The organism is Microbacterium sp. NPDC058345 (genome assembly GCF_042723855.1).
Classification (GTDB): domain Bacteria; phylum Actinomycetota; class Actinomycetes; order Actinomycetales; family Microbacteriaceae; genus Microbacterium.
On record NZ_JBHXIG010000001.1, the window covers coordinates 865,361 to 886,166 of the forward strand.

General features: G+C 69.7%; 18 protein-coding genes. 5 read left to right on the top strand and 13 right to left on the bottom strand.

Going from position 1 to position 20,806, the window contains the following annotated elements; genetic code table 11:
* Positions 1 to 66 precede the first annotated feature (66 nt).
* The 6 genes from ACFWH5_RS04090 to ACFWH5_RS04115 all read right to left on the bottom strand — a co-directional run bounded on the left by ACFWH5_RS04090 (position 67) and on the right by ACFWH5_RS04115 (position 7,826).
* The gene (locus ACFWH5_RS04090; RefSeq protein ID WP_378832069.1) at positions 67 to 2,307 is read right to left on the bottom strand and encodes a glycoside hydrolase family 3 N-terminal domain-containing protein; all 2,241 of its coding nucleotides are present in this window, start codon (positions 2,305 to 2,307) and stop codon (positions 67 to 69) included.
* Complete coding sequence (locus tag ACFWH5_RS04095) at positions 2,307 to 3,314, bottom strand: ABC transporter permease (RefSeq protein ID WP_378833533.1); 1,008 nt, start codon at positions 3,312 to 3,314, stop codon at positions 2,307 to 2,309. Before ACFWH5_RS04095 ends, ACFWH5_RS04090 begins: the two co-directional genes overlap by 1 nt.
* A gap of 67 nt (positions 3,315 to 3,381) precedes the next feature.
* Complete coding sequence (locus tag ACFWH5_RS04100; RefSeq protein WP_378832072.1) at positions 3,382 to 4,449, bottom strand: ABC transporter permease; 1,068 nt, start codon at positions 4,447 to 4,449, stop codon at positions 3,382 to 3,384.
* Complete coding sequence (locus ACFWH5_RS04105) at positions 4,446 to 5,246, bottom strand: ABC transporter ATP-binding protein (protein WP_378832074.1); 801 nt, start codon at positions 5,244 to 5,246, stop codon at positions 4,446 to 4,448. Before ACFWH5_RS04105 ends, ACFWH5_RS04100 begins: the two co-directional genes overlap by 4 nt.
* A complete protein-coding gene (locus ACFWH5_RS04110) occupies positions 5,243 to 6,067 on the bottom strand; it encodes an ABC transporter ATP-binding protein (RefSeq protein WP_378832076.1) in 825 nt (274 codons plus the stop codon). The genes ACFWH5_RS04105 and ACFWH5_RS04110 overlap by 4 nt, the downstream gene beginning before the upstream one ends.
* Positions 6,068 to 6,158: 91 nt before the next feature.
* Entirely contained in the window at positions 6,159 to 7,826 is a 1,668-nt protein-coding gene (locus ACFWH5_RS04115) for an ABC transporter substrate-binding protein (protein WP_378832077.1), read from the bottom strand.
* Between the two features lie 155 nt (positions 7,827 to 7,981).
* Here ACFWH5_RS04115 and ACFWH5_RS04120 point away from each other — a divergent pair, with 155 nt between their 5' ends.
* Positions 7,982 to 8,626: a TetR/AcrR family transcriptional regulator gene (locus ACFWH5_RS04120; protein WP_378832078.1), complete on the top strand. Its 645-nt coding sequence runs from the start codon at positions 7,982 to 7,984 to the stop codon at positions 8,624 to 8,626.
* 3 nt (positions 8,627 to 8,629) lie between these two features.
* Here the strand turns inward: ACFWH5_RS04120 and ACFWH5_RS04125 are convergent, their stop codons facing one another.
* Complete coding sequence (locus ACFWH5_RS04125) at positions 8,630 to 9,835, bottom strand: MFS transporter (RefSeq protein WP_378832080.1); 1,206 nt, start codon at positions 9,833 to 9,835, stop codon at positions 8,630 to 8,632.
* Positions 9,836 to 9,953: 118 nt separating this feature from the next.
* Entirely contained in the window at positions 9,954 to 10,157 is a 204-nt protein-coding gene (locus ACFWH5_RS04130; RefSeq protein WP_309128815.1) for a cold-shock protein, read from the bottom strand.
* 339 nt (positions 10,158 to 10,496) lie between these two features.
* On the opposite strand from ACFWH5_RS04130, the gene ACFWH5_RS04135 reads away from it, so the two are divergent.
* Both ACFWH5_RS04135 and ACFWH5_RS04140 read left to right on the top strand, forming a co-directional pair.
* On the top strand, positions 10,497 to 12,014 hold the full coding sequence (locus ACFWH5_RS04135) for a SulP family inorganic anion transporter (protein WP_378832083.1): 1,518 nt from the start codon (positions 10,497 to 10,499) through the stop codon (positions 12,012 to 12,014).
* 33 nt (positions 12,015 to 12,047) lie between these two features.
* Positions 12,048 to 13,283 carry an amidohydrolase gene (locus tag ACFWH5_RS04140; RefSeq protein ID WP_378832085.1) on the top strand — a complete coding sequence of 412 codons (1,236 nt, stop codon included), beginning with the start codon at positions 12,048 to 12,050 and terminating at the stop codon, positions 13,281 to 13,283.
* A gap of 138 nt (positions 13,284 to 13,421) precedes the next feature.
* On the opposite strand, the gene ACFWH5_RS04145 is transcribed toward ACFWH5_RS04140, so the two are convergent.
* From ACFWH5_RS04145 to ACFWH5_RS04160, 4 genes are all read right to left on the bottom strand, one after another.
* Positions 13,422 to 14,090 carry a GTP pyrophosphokinase family protein gene (locus tag ACFWH5_RS04145; RefSeq protein WP_378832087.1) on the bottom strand — a complete coding sequence of 223 codons (669 nt, stop codon included), beginning with the start codon at positions 14,088 to 14,090 and terminating at the stop codon, positions 13,422 to 13,424.
* Positions 14,091 to 14,195: 105 nt separating this feature from the next.
* Positions 14,196 to 16,247, bottom strand: a complete 2,052-nt coding sequence (locus ACFWH5_RS04150; RefSeq protein ID WP_378833535.1) for an iron ABC transporter permease — start codon at positions 16,245 to 16,247, stop codon at positions 14,196 to 14,198.
* A 2-nt stretch (positions 16,248 to 16,249) separates the two neighbouring features.
* On the bottom strand, positions 16,250 to 17,281 hold the full coding sequence (locus ACFWH5_RS04155) for an ABC transporter substrate-binding protein (protein ID WP_378832089.1): 1,032 nt from the start codon (positions 17,279 to 17,281) through the stop codon (positions 16,250 to 16,252).
* A 31-nt stretch (positions 17,282 to 17,312) separates the two neighbouring features.
* Positions 17,313 to 18,098 carry an ABC transporter ATP-binding protein gene (locus ACFWH5_RS04160; RefSeq protein WP_378833538.1) on the bottom strand — a complete coding sequence of 262 codons (786 nt, stop codon included), beginning with the start codon at positions 18,096 to 18,098 and terminating at the stop codon, positions 17,313 to 17,315.
* A 104-nt stretch (positions 18,099 to 18,202) separates the two neighbouring features.
* Here ACFWH5_RS04160 and ACFWH5_RS04165 point away from each other — a divergent pair, with 104 nt between their 5' ends.
* Complete coding sequence (locus ACFWH5_RS04165) at positions 18,203 to 19,099, top strand: siderophore-interacting protein (protein ID WP_378832091.1); 897 nt, start codon at positions 18,203 to 18,205, stop codon at positions 19,097 to 19,099.
* 23 nt (positions 19,100 to 19,122) lie between these two features.
* On the top strand, positions 19,123 to 19,710 hold the full coding sequence (locus ACFWH5_RS04170) for a GNAT family N-acetyltransferase (RefSeq protein ID WP_378832094.1): 588 nt from the start codon (positions 19,123 to 19,125) through the stop codon (positions 19,708 to 19,710).
* Here the strand turns inward: ACFWH5_RS04170 and ACFWH5_RS04175 are convergent.
* Positions 19,674 to 20,789 (bottom strand): VanZ family protein, encoded by a 1,116-nt coding sequence (locus tag ACFWH5_RS04175; RefSeq protein WP_378832096.1) that lies wholly within the window; start codon positions 20,787 to 20,789, stop codon positions 19,674 to 19,676. The two genes, ACFWH5_RS04170 and ACFWH5_RS04175, sit on opposite strands and share 37 nt — an antisense overlap.
* Positions 20,790 to 20,806 lie beyond the last annotated feature (17 nt).

Below are 20,806 nucleotides of genomic sequence, written 5' to 3' on the forward strand. Positions count from 1 at the left end.
AGGCACGTCTCGCGGCCTCCGGGTCTCGCGGCATCGGGGGTGCACGGCATCCCGAATGCCGCGTACTCAGTGCACGTCGAACGATGCGCTGAGCAGCGCCTCCTGCCGCGATGACGGGCCCACGAGCAGCGCGAACGAGCCCGCCTCGACGACCCGATCGCCTGACGCGTCGACGATCGTGCATGCGGAGACCGGCAGCTCCAGCCGCACCCGAACGGACGCACCCGGCGCGACCGTCACCTGCCGGAAGGTCTTGAGCTCTCTGTCAGCCCAGCTCACGCTGGTGACGCTGTCACGCACATAGACCTGGACGGTCTCGACCGCCGGCCGATGCCCCGTGTTCGCGACGGTGACGTGCGCCACGACCGTGTCGGATGCCGTGAGCGCGGCCTGCTCGATCTCGAGGTCGCGGTACTCCACGGTCGTGTACGACCGTCCCTCGCCGAACGCCCAGGCGGGCGACTGGGTGAGGTCCGCGTAGCGGTCGCCGTGCTGCCCCCGGATCTGGTTGTAGTACGTAGGCTGCTGGCCGGCGTGCCGGGCGAACGAGATCGGCAGGCGCCCCGATGGCTCGACGACGCCGGCGACGATCTCGGCGAGCGCACGTCCGCCCTGCATCCCGGGGTTGGCGACCCACAGCACCGCGGCGGCGCGCTCGACCGATGGCGGCAGCACGAGCGGCTTGGACGCGAGCAGCACCACGATGACCGGCGTGCCGGTCTCGACGAGCGCATCGAGCAGCGCGACCTGCCCGCCGACGAGTTCGAGTGTCGCCGTCGAGCGCCCCTCTCCGTAGAGTCCGACCCGGTCGCCCACCACCGCGACGACCGCATCGGCGCCGGATGCTGCGGCGACGGCCTCGGCGATCAGCGACTCGTCCGGCTGACAGGCGCGCACCACCGGCGGCCGGGGCTGCCCGTCGGGGAACGTCGCCCCGCGTGGGTCCTGCTCCAGCGTGCAGATGTCGGCGCCTCTGGCGTGCACGACCTGCCACGGTGCGACCTCTCGCATCCCGTCGAGCACGGTGGTGATCATCTCGCGCGGCTGCCCGTCGAGCCATCCCGCCTGGCCGGATCCCCCGGCCCAGTCGCCGAGGTGCTCCTGCGCGTCGTCGGCCAGCGGACCCACGACAGCGACGCGGGTCTCGGGCACGGGTGCGAGCGGCAGTGTGCCGTCGTTCTCCAGCAGCACCACGGAGCGCCGCGCGATCTCGAGATTCAGCGCCGCATGCTCGGCCGAGCCGACGACCTTCTCGAGTCCGTCCTGTGGCAGACGCGGATCCTCGAAGAGGCCGAGGTCGAACTTCAGGGTGAGGATGCGTCCGACGGCGCGGTCGAAGGCGGTGTGCTCGATCAGGCCCTGCGCCACCGCATCCAGGGCGCCCTCGAAGAAGCCGGGAGTGGTCATGATCATGTCGTTGCCTGCGCGCACGGCGGCTGCGGCGGCGTGCGCGTAGTCGGGCTGCACGTGCTGCTCCCAGACCATGCGGCCGACGTTGTCCCAGTCCGTGATGAGGGTGCCGGTGTAGCCCCACTCGCCCCGCAGCACGTCGTCGAGGAGCCAGCCGTTCGTCGTGATCGGCACGCCGTCCATCGTCTGGTAGCCGAGCATGAACGACCGGCATCCCTCCCGCGCGACGCGCTCGAACGGCGGCAGGAACCACGCCCGCAGCTTTCGGCGGGAGATGTCCGCCTCGCTGGCATCCCTGCCTCCCTGCGTCTCGGAGTACCCCGCGAAGTGCTTCGCGGTGGCGAGGATCGCGGTGGGGTCGTCGAGGCCCTCGCCCTGGTAGCCGCGCACCATCGCCGCGGCGAGTTCGCCGATCAGATGCGGGTCTTCGCCGAAGCTCTCGTTCACCCGGCCCCAGCGAAGGTCGCGGGCGATGCACAGCACGGGCGAGAACGTCAAGTGGATGCCGGTGGCCGCGACCTCGACCGCGGTGGCGCGCGCGACCCGTTCCACCAGCGCCGCGTCCCACGAGGCCGCCATGCCGAGCTGGGTCGGGTAGATGGTCGCTCCCGGCCAGAAGGAGTGCCCGTGGATGCAGTCCTCACCGACCAGCAGCGGAATGCGCAGCCGGGTTCGCGCGGTGAGCTCATTGGCGCGCACGATGCGCTCGGGCGAGGTGTGCAGGATCGATCCGGCGTGGCGGCGCAGGATGTGGTCGTCGAGGTCGTCCCTCGCGTCGAGCTGCAGCATCTGCCCGACCTTCTCCTCGAGCGTCATGCGCGCGAGCAGGTCGGCGACGCGCTCGGCGGTCGGGAGGGAGGTGTCCAGGTACGGCAGGGTCAGGGTCTCAGAGCTCATCACTTCGTGTTCTCGTTCGTGTCTCTCGTATCGGGGCGCACCGCCGTCACGGCATCGTTGACGTCGAGCCCCTTCTTCCTCATGGCACGTGCCCGCTCGCCCGCCGAACGCAGCCGCGGGTTCACGTACTCGTCGATGCCGAAGTTGATCAGCGCCAGCGCCACGCCGATGGCGGCGATGCACAATCCCGGCGGCAGGTACCACCACCACTGGTTCTGCGCGAATGCCCCCTGAGCCGACGCCCAGTTCAGGATGGTGCCCCAGTTGTAGGTGGTCACGGGGATGACGCCGATGTACGACAGCGTCGTGAGTCCCAGGATGGCTGCGGTCACGGTGCCGACGAAGCTCGCCGCGATCAGGGCCATCAGGTTCGGCAGCATCTCCATCGTGATGATGCGGCGCAGCGGCTCTCCGTTGGCACGCGCGGCCTGGATGAAGTCGCGGTTGCGCAGCGACATCGTCTGCGCCCGCAGCACCCGCGCACCCCACGCCCAGCCGGTGAGCCCCAGCACCGCGGCGATGAGCACCAGCGGCGGCTCCTCGAACAGCGACGCGACGATGATGATGAGCGGAAGACCCGGGATCACCAGGAAGACGTTCGTGAGCGCCGAGAGCGCCTCGCTCTTCCACCCGGACAGGTACCCGGCGATCACGCCGATGATGATGGCGATGACCGTGGCCATCACCGCGGCCAGGAACCCGACGACGATGATGCCGCGGGTGCCGTGGATGACCTGGCTCAGAACGTCCTCGCCGATGTGAGTGGTGCCGAGCCAATGGGCGGCCGACGGCGGCTGCAGCCGCGCGGAATTGTCGATCTTGGTCGGCGAGTACGGGGCGAGCACATCGGCGAAGACCGCGACCAGCACGAAGAAGCCCAGGACCACGAGACCGGTGATCGACTTGCCGTTGCGGAACATGGCGAACGCACCGGCGACCCTCGCCCAGAGGGTCTGGCGTGGCGGCCTGTGCGCCGGTGCGGTGCGCAGGGTCGCCGTCTCGGGCACCCCGGCTCGGGAGGCGGACGGCTCGGTGGTGGCTGCGGTGGCGTCTGCCGAGGGAGAGAGAGTCATGTCAGGCCTCCGTCTGGCGCGTGCGCGGGTCGAGGAATGCGTAGGCGATGTCGGCGAGGATGTTCGCCACGAGAACCGAGAGCGTGATGACGAGGAACACGCCCTGCATCAGCGCATAGTCCTTGGCGTTGGTCGCATCGAGCAGCAGCTTGCCCACACCGGGGTAGCTGAACACCATCTCCATCACGATCGTGCCGCCGACGATGAAGCCGATCGACAGGGCGAAGCTCTGGATCTGCGGCAGCACCGCGTTGCGCGCCGCGTACCGCCACAGCACGCGCCTGTTGGTCATGCCCTTCGCCTGTGCGACGGTGATGTAGTCCTCGTCGAGCACCGTGAGCATCATGTTGCGCATGCCGAGCATCCATCCGCCGAGCGAGGCGATCACGATGGTCGCCGCGGGCAGCGTGCCGTGATGGATGACCTGCCCGATGAACTCCGCGTCCCATCCGGGTTTCATGCCCACGCCGTACGCCTTACCGATGGGGAACAGACGCAGGTTCACCGAGAACACGGCGATCGCGAGCAGCCCGAGCCAGAAGTACGGGATGGTGCTGAGGAAGGTGGTGATCGGGATGAAGACATCGAGCTTGCTGCCCCGGCGCCATCCGATCACGGCGCCGCCGATCGTCCCGATCGCGAACGACACGATCGTGGCGAAGCCGACCAGCCCCACCGTCCACGGCAGAGCCTGGCTGATCACCTCGGTGACCGGACGCAGACCGTGCAGCAGCGAGACGCCCAGGTCGCCCTGCAGCAGCAGTGCCCAGTAGTCGAGGTACTGCTGGAAGAGGCTCTTGTCGGTGTCGAGACCCAGCAGCGCGCGCAGCGCATCCGCCGCCTCGGGCGAGACGTTGCGGTTGCGCGCGAGGTACTGCGTGACCGCGTCGCCCTTCATCATGCGCGGCAGGAAGAAGTTGATGGTCAGTGCGGCCCAGAGGGTGAACAGGTAGAACGCGGCGCGACCGCCGAGGAAGCGCCATGGCACCCGTGACCGGCCCGCCGTCACTCTCGTCGCCGTGGTGCCCGCCTCGACCGCATCGACGGGCTGGGGTTCGACCGCGGTCATGCTGCGCCTCCTGATGTCGTCGCGAAATGCCGTTCCGGGTCGGGGGAGGCGGCGCGCAGCTCCTGGGTGTAGGGGTCCTGCGGCCTCAGGATGACGTCATCCGCCGGACCGTGCTCGACGACCCTGCCCTGGTTGAGCACCATGATCTCGTCGCTGAAGTGGCGGGCGGTGGCGAGGTCGTGCGTGATGTACAGCACGCCGAGGCCCTCCTCGCGCTGCAGATCCGCGAGCAGGTTGAGCACCCCGAGCCGGATCGAGACATCGAGCATCGAGACCGGCTCGTCGGCGACGAGGATCGCGGGCCGCGATGCGAGGGCGCGGGCGATCGCGACCCTCTGCCGCTGACCGCCGGAGAGCTCATGCGGCCGGCGGTCGATCACGGCATCCGGTTCCAGCCGTACGCGCTGCAGCAGACGGCGCACCTCGTTCTCGGTGTCGTCCTTCGGCACGACGTCGTCCAGGCGCAGTGGGCGCTCCAGGTGGTACCGGATCGAGTGGTAGGGGTTCAGTGAGGCGAACGGGTCCTGGAAGACCATGCGCAGCTGCTGGCGGTACGTGCGCAGCCCGCGCCCGCGATGCGGGATGGGCCTGCCGTCCAGCAGCACCTCGCCGCTCGTCGGCGTCTCGAGCTGGGTGAGGATCCTCGCGATGGTGGACTTGCCGCTGCCCGACTGACCGACCAGGCCAAGGGTCATGCCCGAGCGCAGCGCGAAGCTCACGTCGTCGAGGGCGGTGATCCGCCCCGCCCCGCGGACGTTGTAAACCTTGGTGAGATGGCGCACTTCGAGGATGGTCATCGCACCACCACCCCCTTCTCGCCGGTCAGCCGCGGGAACGACGAGAGCAGCGTCTGCGTGTAGTCGTCCTGCGGTGAGCGCCAGATGCGCTCGGCGGTGTCGAGTTCGACGATCTCGCCGTCGCGCATGATCGCGATGCGATCGCTGATCTCCAGCAGCAGCGGCAGGTCGTGGGTGATGAAGATGACCGAGAAGCCGAACTCGCGCCGCAGCTGCGAGATCTGGCGGAGGATCTCGCGCTGCACGAGCACGTCCAGGGCCGTCGTCGGCTCGTCCATCACCATCAACTGCGGTCGCAGCGCCAGTGCCATGGCGATCATCACGCGCTGGCGCATACCGCCGGAGAGTTCATGGGGGAACGAGCGGCTGCGCTGCGCACCGACCCTGACGATCTCGAGCAGCTCGCGGACGGCCTCACGCCGCTGCCGCCGGCTCATGCCCGGACGGTGCACCTCGAACACGTCCTCGAGCTGTGCGCCGATGGTGGCCACCGGGTTCAGCGCGTTCATCGCGCCCTGGAACACCATCGAGATCTTGTCCCACCGGAACCGGCGCATCTGCTCCGCGCCGAGTGCGCCGATGTCGATGTCGTCACCGCCGGCATCGTGGAAGACCACGGATCCGCCGGTGATGACGGCCGGCGCCTTGAGCAGACGCTGGATGCCGTAGGCGAGTGTGGTCTTGCCGCATCCCGATTCGCCGGCGAGACCGAGGATCTCGCCGCGTCGCAGCTCGAGATCGACGTTCTTCACCGCCGCCACAGGCGGGTCGACGTCGTACACGACCGAGAAATCGCGCACGGTGAGGAGTGGATCTGGCATGGGTTTCGCTTTCGTGCGGTGACGGATGCCGACAGGCACCCCCGTCGTCGAGCGAGGCACAGCGAACTCGCTCGACGACGGGGTGGCGGGGTCACCCGGCGGGCGTCAGCTTCGTGAGGATCTGGACGATGCCGGGCTGGGTCGGGTCGGCCGACGCGTACTGGTCGTCCTCGGAAGGCCATCCGACGTAGTTGCGGGTGTTGAACTCGCCGAGCAGCGGGTGGGCACCCAGCGGGATCGCCGGCACGTTCTCGGCGAACGCCTTCTGCAGCACCGCCGAGGCGGCTGCGCGGTCGTCGTCGCTGGCGGCGTTCGCGTACGTGTTCAGCGCCTCGGTCACGGCCGGGTCGTCGAAGCGGCCGAAGTTGTACTGCGCCTTGCCGTCGACGATCCACTTCGGGTCCATGGTCGAGGTGTACAAGCCGTAGGCGTTCCCGGTGTCCTCGAGCCAGTGGATGATCGCCTGGAAGGTGCCCTCCTGTCGTGCGGCATCCCAGCCGCCCCAGTCGGGCTGGTCGACCTTGACCTCGATGCCGAGCGCCTCATCGAGCTCCTCGGCGATGAGCGCCTGCTCGGTGTTCCAGTCGCTCCATCCGGCGGGAACCGAGATCGAGAACGAGACCGGCGTGCCGTCGGGATCGATCAGGTTCTCGTCCTTCCAGCTGTAGCCGGCGTCGGTGAGGATCTGCTTGGCCTTGTCGATGTCGACGGAGTAGTTCTGGTCCTTGTACTCGGGGATGATCTCGTCCTCGAGCAGTGTGCCCAGGCCGGTGACGTTCCAGACGGGCTCGCTGGCACCCTCGCGCGCGATGTCGACGTAGGCCTGGCGGTCGATCGTCCAGGCCAGCGCCTCACGCAGCGCGGGGTCGTCGAAGGGCTCGGCCTGCAGGTTGAAGAACAGCGTGCCTGCGCCGGCGGTGGGCGAGACGAGGAAGTGGTTATCCTCGTCGGCGGAGAGGTAGCTCGACTCGATCTGCGGGATGAACGCCTGCGCCCAGTCGGCTTCGCCGGACGCGAGCGCGGTGGTCAGTGCGGCGTTGTCGCCGTAGGAGACGTAGTGCAGCTCCGGTACGACCAGGTCGCCGCCCCAGTAGTCCTCGTTCGCCGTGAGGGTGACGGACTCGGTCGTCCAGTTGGAGAGCACATAGGGCCCGGTGCCGACGACGAGTCCCTCCCCGGTGAGCGGGTCGGTGTTGGGGTCTTCGATGTTCTCCCAGATGTGCTTCGGCACGATCGGGGTGTGCAGCACGCGCGCCTGGGCGGTGTACTTCGAGTCGGCGAAGGTGAGGGTGATGCGGTCGCCGTCGACCGTGGCCCCTTCGTAGTGCAGGCCGGACGCGTCGGCGAGCTTGCCGTTCAGGAACTGGTCGAAGGTGAACACGATGTCGTCGCCGGTGAACGGCTCGCCATCGCTCCAGCTGACGTCGCTGCGGGGAACGACGGTGAGCTCGGTGTAGTCGTCGTTCCATTCGACCGACTCGGCCAGCCACGGGGTGGTGCCGAGATCTCCGGTCGGGTTCACGAGCGCGAGAGGTTCGAAGATGACCTTGGCATAGCCGTACTTGGATGCCGAGGAATCACCGAGGTACGGGTTGTGCGACTCCGTGGTGATCGCACCGTCGGGTTTGGCGATGGTGAGGGCCGCGCCGCTGCCGGCCTCCGCCTCGGCCGGGTCGCCGCCCGCCGAGCATCCGGCGAGTGCGGTGACGCCGATCGCGGCGAGCGCGACGGCGCCGATCAGTGATCTTCTGAGCTTCATTGCTTCTCCTAGGGCACGGGTCCTTGTGCGGGGGATGCGAGCGTCACCGCTCATGCGGAAACTTACTGTCGGGAAAGTAACCGCGTTGTGGAGCTTACTGACCAGTCAGTAGTATGGCAAGGACATCCCGAAACGGACACGAGAGAGCGGATCCGATGGCGAACAGCCGCAGCCCGGCGACCCAGCATCGCCCCGGCACGCTGGAGAAGCGCGAGCAGATACTCAAGGCCGCCGTCGAGATCTTCGGCAACAAGGGCTCGGCGAACGGGACCCTGGCCGATGTCGCAGAACAGGTCGGCATGACGCATGCCGGCGTGCTGCACCACTTCGGCTCGAAGCAGAAGCTGCTCCTCGAGGTGCTGGCGTACCGCGACCAGGCGGACGTCGCCGAGCTCGCAGAGCGTCACATCCCCGGCGGCCTCGAGCTCTTCCTGCATCTGGTCCGCACCGCCTACGTCAACGCGCAGCGTCCGGGTATCGTGCAGGCGTACACCGTGCTCTCCTCCGAGTCCGTCACCGATCGGCATCCGGGACGCGAGTACTTCGAAGAGCGGTACACCACGCTTCGGCGCGAGGTCTCCGAAGCGTTCCAGGAGCTGTGCGCGAACGAGGGCGTGGCCGACACCGAGGCGATCGCCGCCGCGTCGGCGGCGATCCTCGCGGTCATGGACGGGCTGCAGCTGCAGTGGCTGCTGCATCCCGACATCATCGACCTGGGCACGGCGAGCGAGTTCGCCATCCGCGCCATCGTCAACGGCGTGCTGCACCCGGGACCGGCGCTCGAGGCGCACCGCCGCTGAGGCTCAGGCGACGGGTGCGAGCACCGCGTGGCGCGGGGTGGACCTTGCCACGGTCAGGTGCAGGGCCATCGTGATCGTGAGCACCACCGCAGACGCGGGCAGCAGCCCGTCGGCGGGCAGCCCTGCGACCAGCAGCGCGCCGCCGAGCATCCCGCCGAGCGCCGAACCCAGCTGCATGCCGCTGCCGTTCAGCGCGAGCACGAGCGCGATCGAGTCGGGGGCGAGCGTGCTCAGCCGCGACTGCAGCGCCACGCCTGATCCGCCGTTGAAGAACGCGCACGCGAAGAACCAGGCGAAGGCGGCGAGCGCACCGGCCAGGCCGGGCAGCAGCAGGCCCGCCGCGCCCAGCAGGGCGACGCCGATCAGCACGCCGACGATCACCGTGACGACGTGCACGGGAGCGAAGCGGTCGATCATCCGCCCCGAGACGAGGTTGCCGATCAGGCTGACCACGCCGTAGCCGAACATCGCGCCGATCATCGCCAGCCCGTCGCCGATGCGCGGGCCGAAGATCAGGGTGGCGTAGGTGAAGCACAGGTAGCTGGCGCACATGATGCCGGTGGCGACGAGGATGCCGCCGATCAGTGCCGGCTGGCGCAGCGGCCGCAGCGTCTCGATGAGGGTGCGCGAGGGCAGGTGCAGGCGCGGCACCTTGATCAGGATGCCGATGAGCGAGACGAGCCCCACGCCGGTGACCAGGAACAGCGGCAGACGCCAGTCGTCCTGACCGATGACGAGCCCGATCGGCACGCCCAGCGCGGTGGCGGCGAGGAAGCCGCCGAGCACGAACGACAGGGCACGACCGCGGCGCTCGACAGGGGTCTTCGCGACCACGTACGCACTCACCACCGCGCTGAGCAGCGCGCCGCCGAGCGCAGAGATGACACGTCCGGCGATGGCCCAGAAGTAGTCGGGTGCGAGGGCGATCATGAGATTGCCGAGCACGAACACCGCGAGGGATGCGGCGATCACGCCCTTGCGCTCCCAGGCGCCGGTCAGCGCGCTGAGCACGGGGCCGGCGATCGCGGCCGTCAGGGCGAACACCGCCACGAGCTGGCCGGCGGCGGCATCGGTCACGTTGAGATCGTCCGCGATCTGCGGCAGCAGACCGGCCAGGACGTACCCGTCGATGCCCATCGAGAACGTCGCCAGAAAGAGCCACAGCAGGGCTCCGAACCCGGCGGCCTTCGACTCATCGCTCTTGTGCACCAGAACATCCAATCAGAGTTTCGAACCGATTCGAATGCCGATCTTCCGCCGGCGCCGGGAAACGAAGAACCGGCCGGAGCACAGGGCTCCGGCCGGTTCGAGTCGCAGTGCGCCGCGCTCAGAGCGGGCGGATGTTCGCTGCCTGCATGCCCTTGGGGCCCCGCTCCGGCTCGAACTCGACCTTCTGGTTCTCGGTGAGCTCCTTGAAGCCCGAACCGGTGATCGCCGAGAAGTGGGCGAACAGGTCATCGGTGCCGTCGTCGGGCGCGATGAAGCCGAAGCCCTTCTCGGAGTTGAACCATTTCACAGTGCCAGTGGCCATGTGTTTCTTCTTTCTGTTGATATGGCCGCCGAAGCGACCTGGGCGCCGCACCGAGTCTTCCGGTGGGCACGATCTGGGGTGAAAGCCGGCCGCGGCACGCGGATGCGCGGAAGCGGCGGGCGGTGGATCGTCGTCCGCGGCACTCACACGCGGGAAGGACGATCGGAAAGGGGCCGCACACGAAGAGATCGCGGGCCAGGATGAGAGTGAAGCCTCCGGTGGAGGGACACACAACGGTACCACGCGCCGGCTGTGAGAACCTAGGAGGCGACGATCACCCGCCTCGCTGCTGCGCCGGTCGCACTCACCCCCGAACCCTCGAGACACTACGGAGCATCCATGACCGCGGTCTCCCCCGCACGCGACAGCGCTTCCAGATACCGGATCGAACCCACGGTCTGGCAGGCGCTGCGCAGCCCGCGACTGCTCACGCGCGAGGTGCTGGCGGGCCTCGTCGTCGCCCTGGCCCTGATCCCCGAGGCCATCGCGTTCTCGATCATCGCCGGGGTCGATCCCCGGGTGGGGCTGTTCTCGTCGTTCATCATGGCGGTCGTCATCGCCTTCCTCGGCGGCAGGCCCGCGATGATCACGGCGGCGACCGGAGCCGTCGCCCTGGTGATCGCGCCGGTGGTGCGCGAGCACGGGATGCAGTACTTCATCGCCACGGTCATCCTCGCCGGGGTGATCCAGCTCGTGCTCGCCGCTCTCGGGGTCGCCAAGCTCATGCGCTTCATCCCCCGCTCGGTGATGGTCGGCTTCGTGAACGCCCTCGCGATCCTCATCTTCTCGGCGCAGGTGCCGCAGCTGCTCGGCGTGCCGTGGGCGGTGTACCCGCTCACCGTCATCGGCCTCGCCATCGTCTTCCTGTTCCCCCGGCTCACGAAGGTCGTGCCGGCGCCGCTGGTCGCGATCGTCGTCCTCACCGCGGCGGTCGTCCTCCTCGGCGTCGCCGTGCCGAACGTGGGCGACCAGGGCCGGCTGCCCGACAGCCTGCCGACGCTCTTCATCCCGAACGTGCCCCTCACCCTCGAGACGCTCGGCATCATCGGCCCGTACGCGCTGGCCATGGCGCTGGTCGGCCTGATGGAGTCGCTCATGACGGCGAAGCTCGTCGACGACATCACCGACACCCACTCCCGCAAGACCCGCGAATCCTTCGGTCAGGGCGGGGCGAACATCGTCTCCGGGCTGTTCGGCGGCATGGGCGGCTGCGCGATGATCGGCCAGACCATGATCAACGTGAAGGCGTCAGGGGCGCGCACGCGCATCTCGACGTTCCTCGCCGGCACGTTCCTGCTGATCCTCGTGCTCGTGCTCGGCGACGTGGTCGCGATCATCCCTATGGCGGCGCTCGTCGCGGTGATGATCTTCGTCTCGGTCGCGACCTTCGACTGGCACAGCATCCGCCCTTCCACCCTGCGCCGGATGCCGAAGAGCGAGACCGCCGTGATGCTGATCACGGTGATCGCCACCGTCTGGACGCACAACCTGGCGGTCGGCGTCGTGCTGGGCGTCATCGCGGCGATGGTGATGTTCGCCCGTCGTGTGGCGCACTTCGTGACCGTCACCCGCAGTGTGTCCGACGACGGCGAGGAGGCCAGGTACGCCGTCGACGGAGAGCTGTTCTTCGCCTCGAGCAACGACCTCACCACCCAGTTCGACTACGCCGCCGATCCCGGTCGGGTCGTCATCGACATGTCGCGGTCGCACATCTGGGACGCGTCGACCGTCGCCGCGCTGGACGCCGTGGTCACCAAGTACGCGGCACACGGAATCGCCGTCGAGATCACCGGGCTCAACGAGACCGCCGCCGCCTTCCGCGATCGCCTGACCGGGGGGCTCGGCGGCGAGCACTGAACGAACGCGCGCCGACGTCGTTATGCTCGGCGCATGAGCATCGACCTCGAAGCGCTGTACATCGATCTGCACCGGCATCCCGAGCTGTCGTTCCAGGAGACCCGCACTGCGGGCATCGCCGCGTCGCACCTCCGCGAGCTGGGACTGGAGGTGCACGAGGGCATCGGCGTCACCGGCGTCATCGGCGTGCTCGAGAACGGCTCAGGGCCGGTCGTCTGGCTGCGCGCCGACATGGACGCCCTGCCCGTCAAGGAGGAGACCGGGCTGGCGTACGCGTCGACAGCCACCGGCATCGACCCTGACGGCAACACGGTGTCGGTCATGCACGCGTGCGGGCACGACATGCACGTGACGGCCATGATCGGCGCTGTCGAGCGGCTGGTCGCCGAGCGCGGCGCGTGGCGCGGCACGCTGGTGGTCGTGATCCAGCCCGCGGAGGAGTACGGCTCCGGCGCGAGGGCGATGCTCGACGACGGCGCGCTGGCCCGCTTCCCGCGGCCCGACGTGGTGCTCGGCCAGCACGTCACTCCGCTGCCCGCCGGTGTGATCGGAGTGCGGCCGGGGCCGCAGATGTCGGCATCCGACGGCATTCAGGTCGTGATGCACGGTCGCGGCGGACACGGCTCGCGCCCGCATTCCACCATCGATCCGGTCGTGATGGCGGCGGCGACCGTGATGCGGCTGCAGACGGTGGTGTCGCGCGAGGTCGACCCGCACGACCTCGCCGTCGTGACCGTCGGGTCGATCCACGCGGGCACCAAGAACAACATCATCCCCGCGGATGCCACGCTGCAGCTCAGCCTGCGCTATCCCGACGAGCAGCTGCGCGACAAGGTGCTCGCGAAGGTGGAGCGCATCGTGCGCGCCGAGGCGATGGCCTCGGGAGCCGAACGCGAGCCCGAGATCACCACCCTGCACACGCTGCCCGCCACGATCAACGACGCCGACGCCACCGCCCGCGCCGTCGCCGCCTTCCAGACCGCGTTCGGCCCGGATGCCGTGATCGATCCCGGCCTGTTCACCGGCAGTGAGGACGTCTCCTGGTTCGCCCGCGACGCCGGAGTGCCGCTGGTGTTCTGGTTCTGGGGCGGCGCCGATCCGGCCGCCTACGCCCAGGCCATCGCGAACGACACCGTCGATCGCGACATCCCGACCAACCACTCCCCGTTCTACGCGCCCGTCATCCACCCGACGATCGACGTCGGCGTCACGGCACTGGCGGTCGCGGCGCGCGCGTTCCTCGGCGCAGCCGGAACCGTCAGCCGCTGACACCCCGGCTTCTCGCCAAGACCCCCGCCTGCGGGTGCCTCTCCGCAGCGGTGTCGGCGGCAGCCAGGGGTGCCGGGGTGTCGGCGGCGGTCAGAGGTGTCGGCGACAGGCGACGGATGCCGGCGCGCGGCGCCCGCCTCACGCCTCGATCACGCGCTGATTGATCTCGTGCGCCTCGCGGTGCAGGCGCTCCATGCGCACGTCGAGTTCGCCGGCGGCATCCGCGGCGTCGGTCAGGCTCTGCACGAGGTGGGCCGGCACGCGCCCTGCGAACTTGTAGTGGATCTTGTGCTCGAGGCTGGCCCAGAAGTCCATCGCGATCGTGCGGAACTGCACCTCCACGGGCACTGCCACCGTGCCGACCGAGAGGAACACCGGCACCTCGACGATGACGTGCAGACTGCGATACCCGTTGGGCTTCGGATCAGCGATGTAGTCCTTCACAAGCCGGACGGTGATGTCGTCCTGCTGGGTGAACAGCTCGAACAGCCGGTACACGTCGCTGACGAAGCTGCAGGTGACGCGCACGCCGGCGATGTCGGTGATCTGCCGGCGGATCGAGTCGAAGTCGGGCTCGATCCCCTTGCGCGCCACCTTCTCGACGATGCCGTCGGGCGACTTCAGCCGGCTCTTGACGTGCTCGATCGGGTTGTATGCGTGATCGTGGGTGAACTCGTCGCGCAGGATCGAGATCTTCGTCTCGACCTCGCGCATGCCGAACTCGTACTCCCGGAGAAACCTCTGGAACTCGTCGCGCAGCTGCTTGGCCTCAGCGATCGCGGCGTCGTCGACGGAAACCGTGGTCATGCCCTCGACGTTACGCGGATGGTTTCGGAAGGGGCTGTGTGTTCGTCCTCGGCGGACGAGCGCGGTCCTCGGCGGACCAGCGCGGTCCTCGGCGGACACGCACGGTCATGCGTCCCGCGACCTCCACAGCAGCCACACGAAGTACGGTGCACCGAGCAGGGCGACGACGATTCCCGCCGGCAACTGCGCCGGTGCGAGCACGGTGCGCCCCACGGCATCCGCGACGCCTACGAGCACGGCGCCCAGCAGGACCGCCACGGGGATCACCCTGGTGTGCCGGGCCCCGACGAGAGCCCGCGCCGCGTGCGGCGCGACGAGGCCCACGAAGCCGACCACGCCGACAGCCGCGACCGAGAGGGCGGCGAGCAGCGCGGCCGCGACGAGCAGTCCGAGTCGGGTGCGCTCGAGGCGGATGCCGGTCAGCCGCGGCGTGTCCTCGTCCATCGCGAGGATGTCGAGGTCGCGGCGCTGTGCGACCACGAACGGCAGAGCGACGGCGAGCACGATCGCGAGCGGGATCACCTGCTCCCAGATCCGCCCGTAGGTGGTTCCCGACAGCCACGTGTAGATCTTCGGAGTGTCCCACGGGTTCGAGCGCAGCAGTACGAAGGTGGTCAGTGCGGTGCTGCCGTACCAGACGCCGATGCCGATCAGCACGAGGCGGTCGGCGCTGAGCCCACCGCGCCATGCCAGCGCGTACACCAGCGCGAACGCCAGCAGCGCGCCCGCGATCGCGGCGGCGAGCATCCCGAAGGTGGATGCCGTGGCGCTGGTGACCACGAGCACTGCACCGAGACCTGCACCGCCGGTGATGCCGAGCAGACCCGGTTCGGCCAGCGGGTTGCGGCTGACCGCCTGGGTGATGGTGCCGGCGAGGGCCAGCGCGGCGCCGGCGACGACGGCCGCGATCACGCGCGGGGCGCGCTCGTCGAGGGCGAACGACACGAGGGGCGGAGCCTGCTGCTGCAGCCACAGCATGATGTCGCCGGTGAGCAGCGGCGTCGCGCCGACGAGCAAGCCGACCAGCACGATCCCGGCGAGTGCGGCCGCGCCGACGACGAGAACCGTCGCGAACCGGCGACCGCTGCGCACCCCGAACCGGATGCTCGGCGGACGCCGTGTCGGGCCCGCATCGCGCAGGCGTCTCGCCATGGTGACCAGCACGATCGCTCCGAGCAGGGTCGTGGCGACACCGGTGGGGACGGCGATCGCCCCCTCGGCGCCGATCAGCGCGCGCAGCACGGCGTCGGCGAGGACGACGACGATTCCGCCGATCAGCCCGGTGGCCGGGATGAGCAGCACGTGCCGGCCGAGGGCGGGCACGAGGCGCGACAGCAGCCGGGCGAGCACCGGCGCGCACAGGCCGACGAAGCCGACGGGGCCGGCGAGGGTCACCGCGGTCGCCGTCAACGTGACGGAGAGCAGGATGCCGAGAACCCGCGTCGAGCGGATCGGCACCCCGAGCGAGGAGGCCGTGTCGTCACCGAGGGCGAGCACGTCGAGTCGGCGGGTGAGCGCGAGTGCGAGCCCCGTCGCGACGAGCACGATCGGTGCCGCGCGCAGGAAGCTCTCGATGCCGAGTTGCGACAGGCTGCCGCTGCCCCAGGCGAACAGCCCCTTGGTCTCCTCCTCGAACAGCACCAGCAGCGCGGAGGTGCCGGCCTGCAGCGCGAGGGCGAGGGCGGAGCCGGCGAGCACGAGCCGTGTGGTGGAGGATGCCGCGCCGCCGGCGAGGCCGAGCACGAGCGCCGCGGCGAAGAGCCCGCCTGCGAACGCGACCATGCCCGACGCCCAGAACGGGATCGAGACGCCGAATGCGGTGACCGCGGTGACGGCGAAGTACGCGCCGCCGGTCACGCCGAGGGTGTCGGGCGACGCGATCGGGTTGCGGGACAGCGACTGCATCAGCAGCCCCGCGACGCCGAGAGCGACGCCGACGGTCACCCCGGCGGCGAGCCGGGGCAGCCGGGAGCCGTAGAGGATGTCCGGATCAGCGAACACCTGCCCGCTGGTGCCCTGCGTGAGGTGCCACAGGGCGGAGACCAGCAGCACCAGCAGCAGGCCGAGCAGCACGGCGACGGCGGACAGGATGCCGCCGCGCCGCCCTGCGGGGTCTGCGGCGCTGTCGGCCGACGACCGGGTGACCGGAGCCTGCAGGGTCACTTCGTGATGACGTCGACGTACGCGTCGATGATCTGCTCGGCGGAGCGCGGACCGCCGAAGGTCCAGATGCCGGCCGGGAAGGCGTGGATTCGCCCCTCCGCCACGGCCGGGATCGATGCCCAGGCCGGGTTCTTCTCGGCAGCGGCGACGAAGCTCTCGGAATCCGGGTCGGCGGTGCCGGTGTGCAGCAGGGTGGCGTCGCCGATCGTCGTCATGCCTTCGATGTCGGTCTGGCCGAGGCCGTAGGCGGGATCGACCTCACCGGTCCAGGCGTTCGTCAGGCCCAGCTCCTCGCCGATCTCACCGATCAGCGAACCCTGTCCGAAGGGACGCAGCGAGACGTTGCCGCCGTCGACCCAGCCGTCGAAGAACACGAAATCGCTGACCTCGGGGGCGGCATCCGCCACCTTCTCCTTCGCGTCGGCGAGGTGCTGCTCGAACTCGTCCTTGACCACGTCGGCGCGCTCAGTGCGGCCGGTGGCCTCGGCGATCAGGTCGAACGTGTCGAGGGTCTGCGCGATGGGGTCCTCGGCGTTGGCGCCCAGCGTGGCGAGCACGGGCACGCCGTACTTCTCGAGCTGACCGATGATGGCGTCATCGCGGGTGTAGGCCTCGACGATGACGAGGTCGGGCTCGGTCGCGAACAGCGCATCGAGGTTCGGCTCCTGACGGGTGCCGATGTCCTTCACGTCCTCGGGCAGCTCCTCGGCGGTGTCCCAGGTGCGGTAGCCCTCGGCATCCGCCACGGCCACCGGGGTCAAGCACAGGGAGAGCACATCTTCGATCTGCTGCCACTCGAGCACGGCCACGTTCTCGGCGGGCTCGTCCAGCTCGACGGTGCGTCCGAAGGCGTCGGTCAGCTCGACCGGTCCGCTGGACGTCTTCGTGGTGTCGTCGGCGCAGCCGATGCCGGTCGCTGTCGAGGTCGTCTCGTCGGCGGGCTTCTGGGCGGCCTGCGTGGTGCCGCAGGCGGTGAGGGCCAGGGTGAGGGCGCCGAGGGTCGCGAGGGCGGCGAAGGGCTTGTTCATGAAGGTGCTCCGGGGGTTTTCGGGTGAGGGTTCAGGCGGAGAGAGCGGTGAGGGCGCGGCGGGCACGGTCGTGGTGCCTGCCGCGCGGAGTGACGTGCACGCGCCCGGTGCGCGGATCGACGGCGGCGTCGATCGGCAGGCCGTACACCTCGGTGAGGTTCTCGGACGTCAGCACGGCGGCCGGGGAGCCGGCGGCGTGCACGCGGCCGCGGTGCATCAGCACCACCTCGTCGGCGACGGATGCGGCGTGGTCGAGATCGTGCAGCACGACGCCGACGGCCGTGCCGCGGTCGGCCAGGTCGCAGACGAGGTCGAGGGTCTCGACCTGGTAGCGCAGGTCGAGGTGGTTGGTGGGCTCGTCGAGCAGCAGGATGCCGGTGCTCTGGGCGAGCGCGGTCGCCAGCCAGACGCGCTGCAGCTCTCCGCCGGAGAGCTCGTCGACCGGCCGATGCGCCATGGCGTCGAGACCGGTGAGCTCGAGGGCGTGGGCGATCGCCTGGCGGTCGGCATCCGTGAGCCCGGCGAACCGGCCGCGGTGCGGGTGCCGGCCGTACGCGACCACGTCGCGCACCTCGAGACCGGACGGATGCGGTCGGGACTGCGACAGCATCGCGACCGTGCGGGCGAACTCCTTGGCGGACAGGGATGCCGCGTCGCGCGCGCCGTGCGCGCCGTCGATGCGCACGGCGCCGGAGTCGACTCTGTGCAGCCGGGCGAGGGCGCGCAGCGCGGTGGACTTGCCGCTGCCGTTGGGTCCGATCAGTGCGGTGACGACGCCGGGGCGCAGGTGCAGAGACACGTCGTGGACGACGCGCATCCGCCCGTAGCTGAGGGCGAGGGCTTCGCCGTGCAGCTCGTCGGCAAGGGTTTCGCGGGACTCGGTGGAGGTCACGTTAGGAAAGCCTAACCTAGTATGGAGACGTGAGCCACCATCCTTACCGCACGTTCCGCACGACCGTCTCGCGCATCACCCCGTTGTCGCCGCACTTCACGCGCATCACGCTCGCCGGCGACGACCTGCAGCACTTCGGCACCGACGGCCTGGATCAGCGCATCAAGCTGATCATCCCGTTCGCCGACGGGACGATCACCGACGTCGGGCAGTTCGACGAGACGCAGAGCATGGGCGAGTGGTACCGGCGCTGGCGCGAGCTGCCCGACGAGAAGCGCAATCCGATCCGCACCTACACGATCCGGGCTCCGCGCCCGCAGGACCGCGAGATCGATGTCGAGTTCGTGCTGCACGGCACCGAAGGTCCGGCATCCGCCTGGGCGAGCGCGGCACGCGTCGGGGATCCGATGTTCGTCGTGGGTCCCGACTCGCGCTCCGAGGAGCAGGGCGGCGGGATCGAGTGGAAGCCCGGTTCGGCGTCATCGGTGCTGATCGCCGGTGACGAGACCGCGGCTCCGGCGATCCGCTCCATCGTGGAGGCGCTGCCCGCCGACGCGGTCGGCGAGGTGTGCATCGAGGTGCCGACCGAGGCCGACGCCCTGCCTCTGACCGCTCCCGACGGCGTGCGCGTGAGCTGGCTCGCGCGCAGCGGCGCCGCGCACGGAGTGCGCTTGAGCGCGGCTGTGCACGCGTGGGGGCGGCAGCGCGCCTCATCATCAGCCGCCGCGGATCTCGACGATCCGTCGTCCGACGAGATCCTCTGGGAGGTGCCGGATGCGGTCGACGGCGGCGAGTACGCGTGGCTCGCCGGAGAGGCCGGCACCATCACCGCGCTGCGCCGGCACCTGGTGCGCGACCTCGGCATCGACCGGCGCTCGATCGCGTTCATGGGCTACTGGAAGCAGGGTCGCGCCGAGGCATCCTGATCTCAGGGAACTACGCTGACGGGATGAACGAACAGCGACCCGACGCCTGGCCCGTCCGGACGCCGCGACTGCAGATCCGCCGCTGCACCGTCGACGATCTCGACGCGGTGTGGGAGTATCGCCGCCTTCCCGACGTGAACCGCTGGCTGGGGCGCGCGCCCGCCACGCGCGAGGCATTCCACGAGACGTACTCCGAGCGTGATCGGCTCGCATCGACGTTCGTGATCGAGACGCTCGCGGCGCCCACCGAGCTGCCGGCGATCATCGGCGACATCATGGTGCGCATCGAAGACGGCTGGGCGCAGGCCGAAGTCGCCGATCAGGCCAAGGGGGTTCAGGCGGAGCTCGGCTGGGTGCTGCATCCGGCACACGCGGGCAACGGATACGCGACCGAGGCGGTCCGGGCCGTGATCGACACCTGCTTCGGAGCCCTCGGGCTGCGCCGGGTGCACGCCGGATGCTTCACCGTCAACGAGCGCTCCTGGCGGCTGATGGAGCGTCTCGGGATGCGGCGCGAGGAGGGCAGCCGCAAGACCGGCCTGCATCGCTCGGGTGAATGGCTCGACGGCCTGAACTACGCGCTCCTGGCCGAGGAGTGGCCCACACTGTGAGTCGCTCGACCTGATCCGTCGCCGGCACCTGGAGCGCGCGCGTCGGTCAGATGCTGGCCGGAGAGAACGCCGGGCAGCCCACGGCCCGCCCGCGTGAAGAACAGCATGACGCAGGCGGCGAACAGCAGCGCACTCGACAGCGGGCCGAAGAGGCCACCGAGCAGACCGAGCGCGGAGAGACCGGCCACTCCGCCGGCCCAGCGCAGCAACCGGGCGAGCGGCATCGGCACCGGCCCGCCCGTGTAGCGCAGCTGCACGGCGAGGTCGCCGATCGACCGCCCGCTGATCGCGATCACGATCAGCCAGAGGGATGCCGCTCCGCCGGTGCCGGCGAGCGCGGCCCATGCTCCGTCGAGGACCGCTGCGCGGTCGTGGCGCACGTATTGCAGGAACAGCTGCGTCGCGACGCTCACGATGCCCGAGATCAGGAAGAACGCGATGCCGTCGCACAGCATCGCCACCGCGCGTCGGCCGCGCGTGACCGGGCGCGGCATCGCGGCATCCGGCGCCGTGGCGAGGCCGCGATGGGCGCGCGGCACGACGAGGCCGAAGACCGAGCCGAGCACCGAGCCCGTCGTGTTGGTGAGGAGGTCGCCGACATCGAAGAAGCGGTAGGCGCAGGGGTACAGACCCCAGACGCCGGTGAGCTGCGTGGTCTCGACGAACAGCGACAGGCCGAGGCCCACCAGCAGCGCCACGAGGATGCCGCGCCCGCCCAGCACGCGAAGGAAGAAGCCGAGCGGCACGAACAGCAGCACGTTGAACGCCAGCTGCAGGACGGCGGGATGCGTGAGGGTGCTGCCCGGAGCGGCGATCGCCCGCTGCACGTCGCGCACGATCGCGACGGGGTCGGTGATCATCCCCACGCAGCGGATGCTGCCGGGCTCCGGCAGCGGCAACAGGGTATACGTCCAGATCGCCCAGAAGTAGACGAGCGCAGCGAACCACAACAGCAGGCGGGGCAGGCTCAGACGACCGCGTCTGCGGTAGCTGATCGCCACGAACGGAACGAACAACGCCACGCCGGCGACCAGGCCGATGCCGATCGCGATCGCGCCCAGGAACAGCTGTTCACCCACGACCGGCAATTCTAGGC

Excerpts from the sequence above, each read along its gene's own strand:
- ACFWH5_RS04090 (WP_378832069.1), bottom strand. The coding sequence starts at position 2,307 with ATGAGCTCTGAGACCCTGACCCTGCCGTACCTGGACACCTCCCTCCCG.
- ACFWH5_RS04100 (WP_378832072.1), bottom strand. The coding sequence starts at position 4,449 with ATGACCGCGGTCGAACCCCAGCCCGTCGATGCGGTCGAGGCGGGCACC.
- ACFWH5_RS04105 (WP_378832074.1), bottom strand. The coding sequence starts at position 5,246 with ATGACCATCCTCGAAGTGCGCCATCTCACCAAGGTTTACAACGTCCGC.
- ACFWH5_RS04110 (WP_378832076.1), bottom strand. The coding sequence starts at position 6,067 with ATGCCAGATCCACTCCTCACCGTGCGCGATTTCTCGGTCGTGTACGAC.
- ACFWH5_RS04115 (WP_378832077.1), bottom strand. The coding sequence starts at position 7,826 with ATGAAGCTCAGAAGATCACTGATCGGCGCCGTCGCGCTCGCCGCGATC.
- ACFWH5_RS04120 (WP_378832078.1), top strand. The coding sequence starts at position 7,982 with ATGGCGAACAGCCGCAGCCCGGCGACCCAGCATCGCCCCGGCACGCTG.
- ACFWH5_RS04130 (WP_309128815.1), bottom strand. The coding sequence starts at position 10,157 with ATGGCCACTGGCACTGTGAAATGGTTCAACTCCGAGAAGGGCTTCGGC.
- ACFWH5_RS04135 (WP_378832083.1), top strand. The coding sequence starts at position 10,497 with ATGACCGCGGTCTCCCCCGCACGCGACAGCGCTTCCAGATACCGGATC.
- ACFWH5_RS04140 (WP_378832085.1), top strand. The coding sequence starts at position 12,048 with ATGAGCATCGACCTCGAAGCGCTGTACATCGATCTGCACCGGCATCCC.
- ACFWH5_RS04145 (WP_378832087.1), bottom strand. The coding sequence starts at position 14,090 with ATGACCACGGTTTCCGTCGACGACGCCGCGATCGCTGAGGCCAAGCAG.
- ACFWH5_RS04155 (WP_378832089.1), bottom strand. The coding sequence starts at position 17,281 with ATGAACAAGCCCTTCGCCGCCCTCGCGACCCTCGGCGCCCTCACCCTG.
- ACFWH5_RS04160 (WP_378833538.1), bottom strand. The coding sequence starts at position 18,098 with ATGCGCGTCGTCCACGACGTGTCTCTGCACCTGCGCCCCGGCGTCGTC.
- ACFWH5_RS04170 (WP_378832094.1), top strand. The coding sequence starts at position 19,123 with ATGAACGAACAGCGACCCGACGCCTGGCCCGTCCGGACGCCGCGACTG.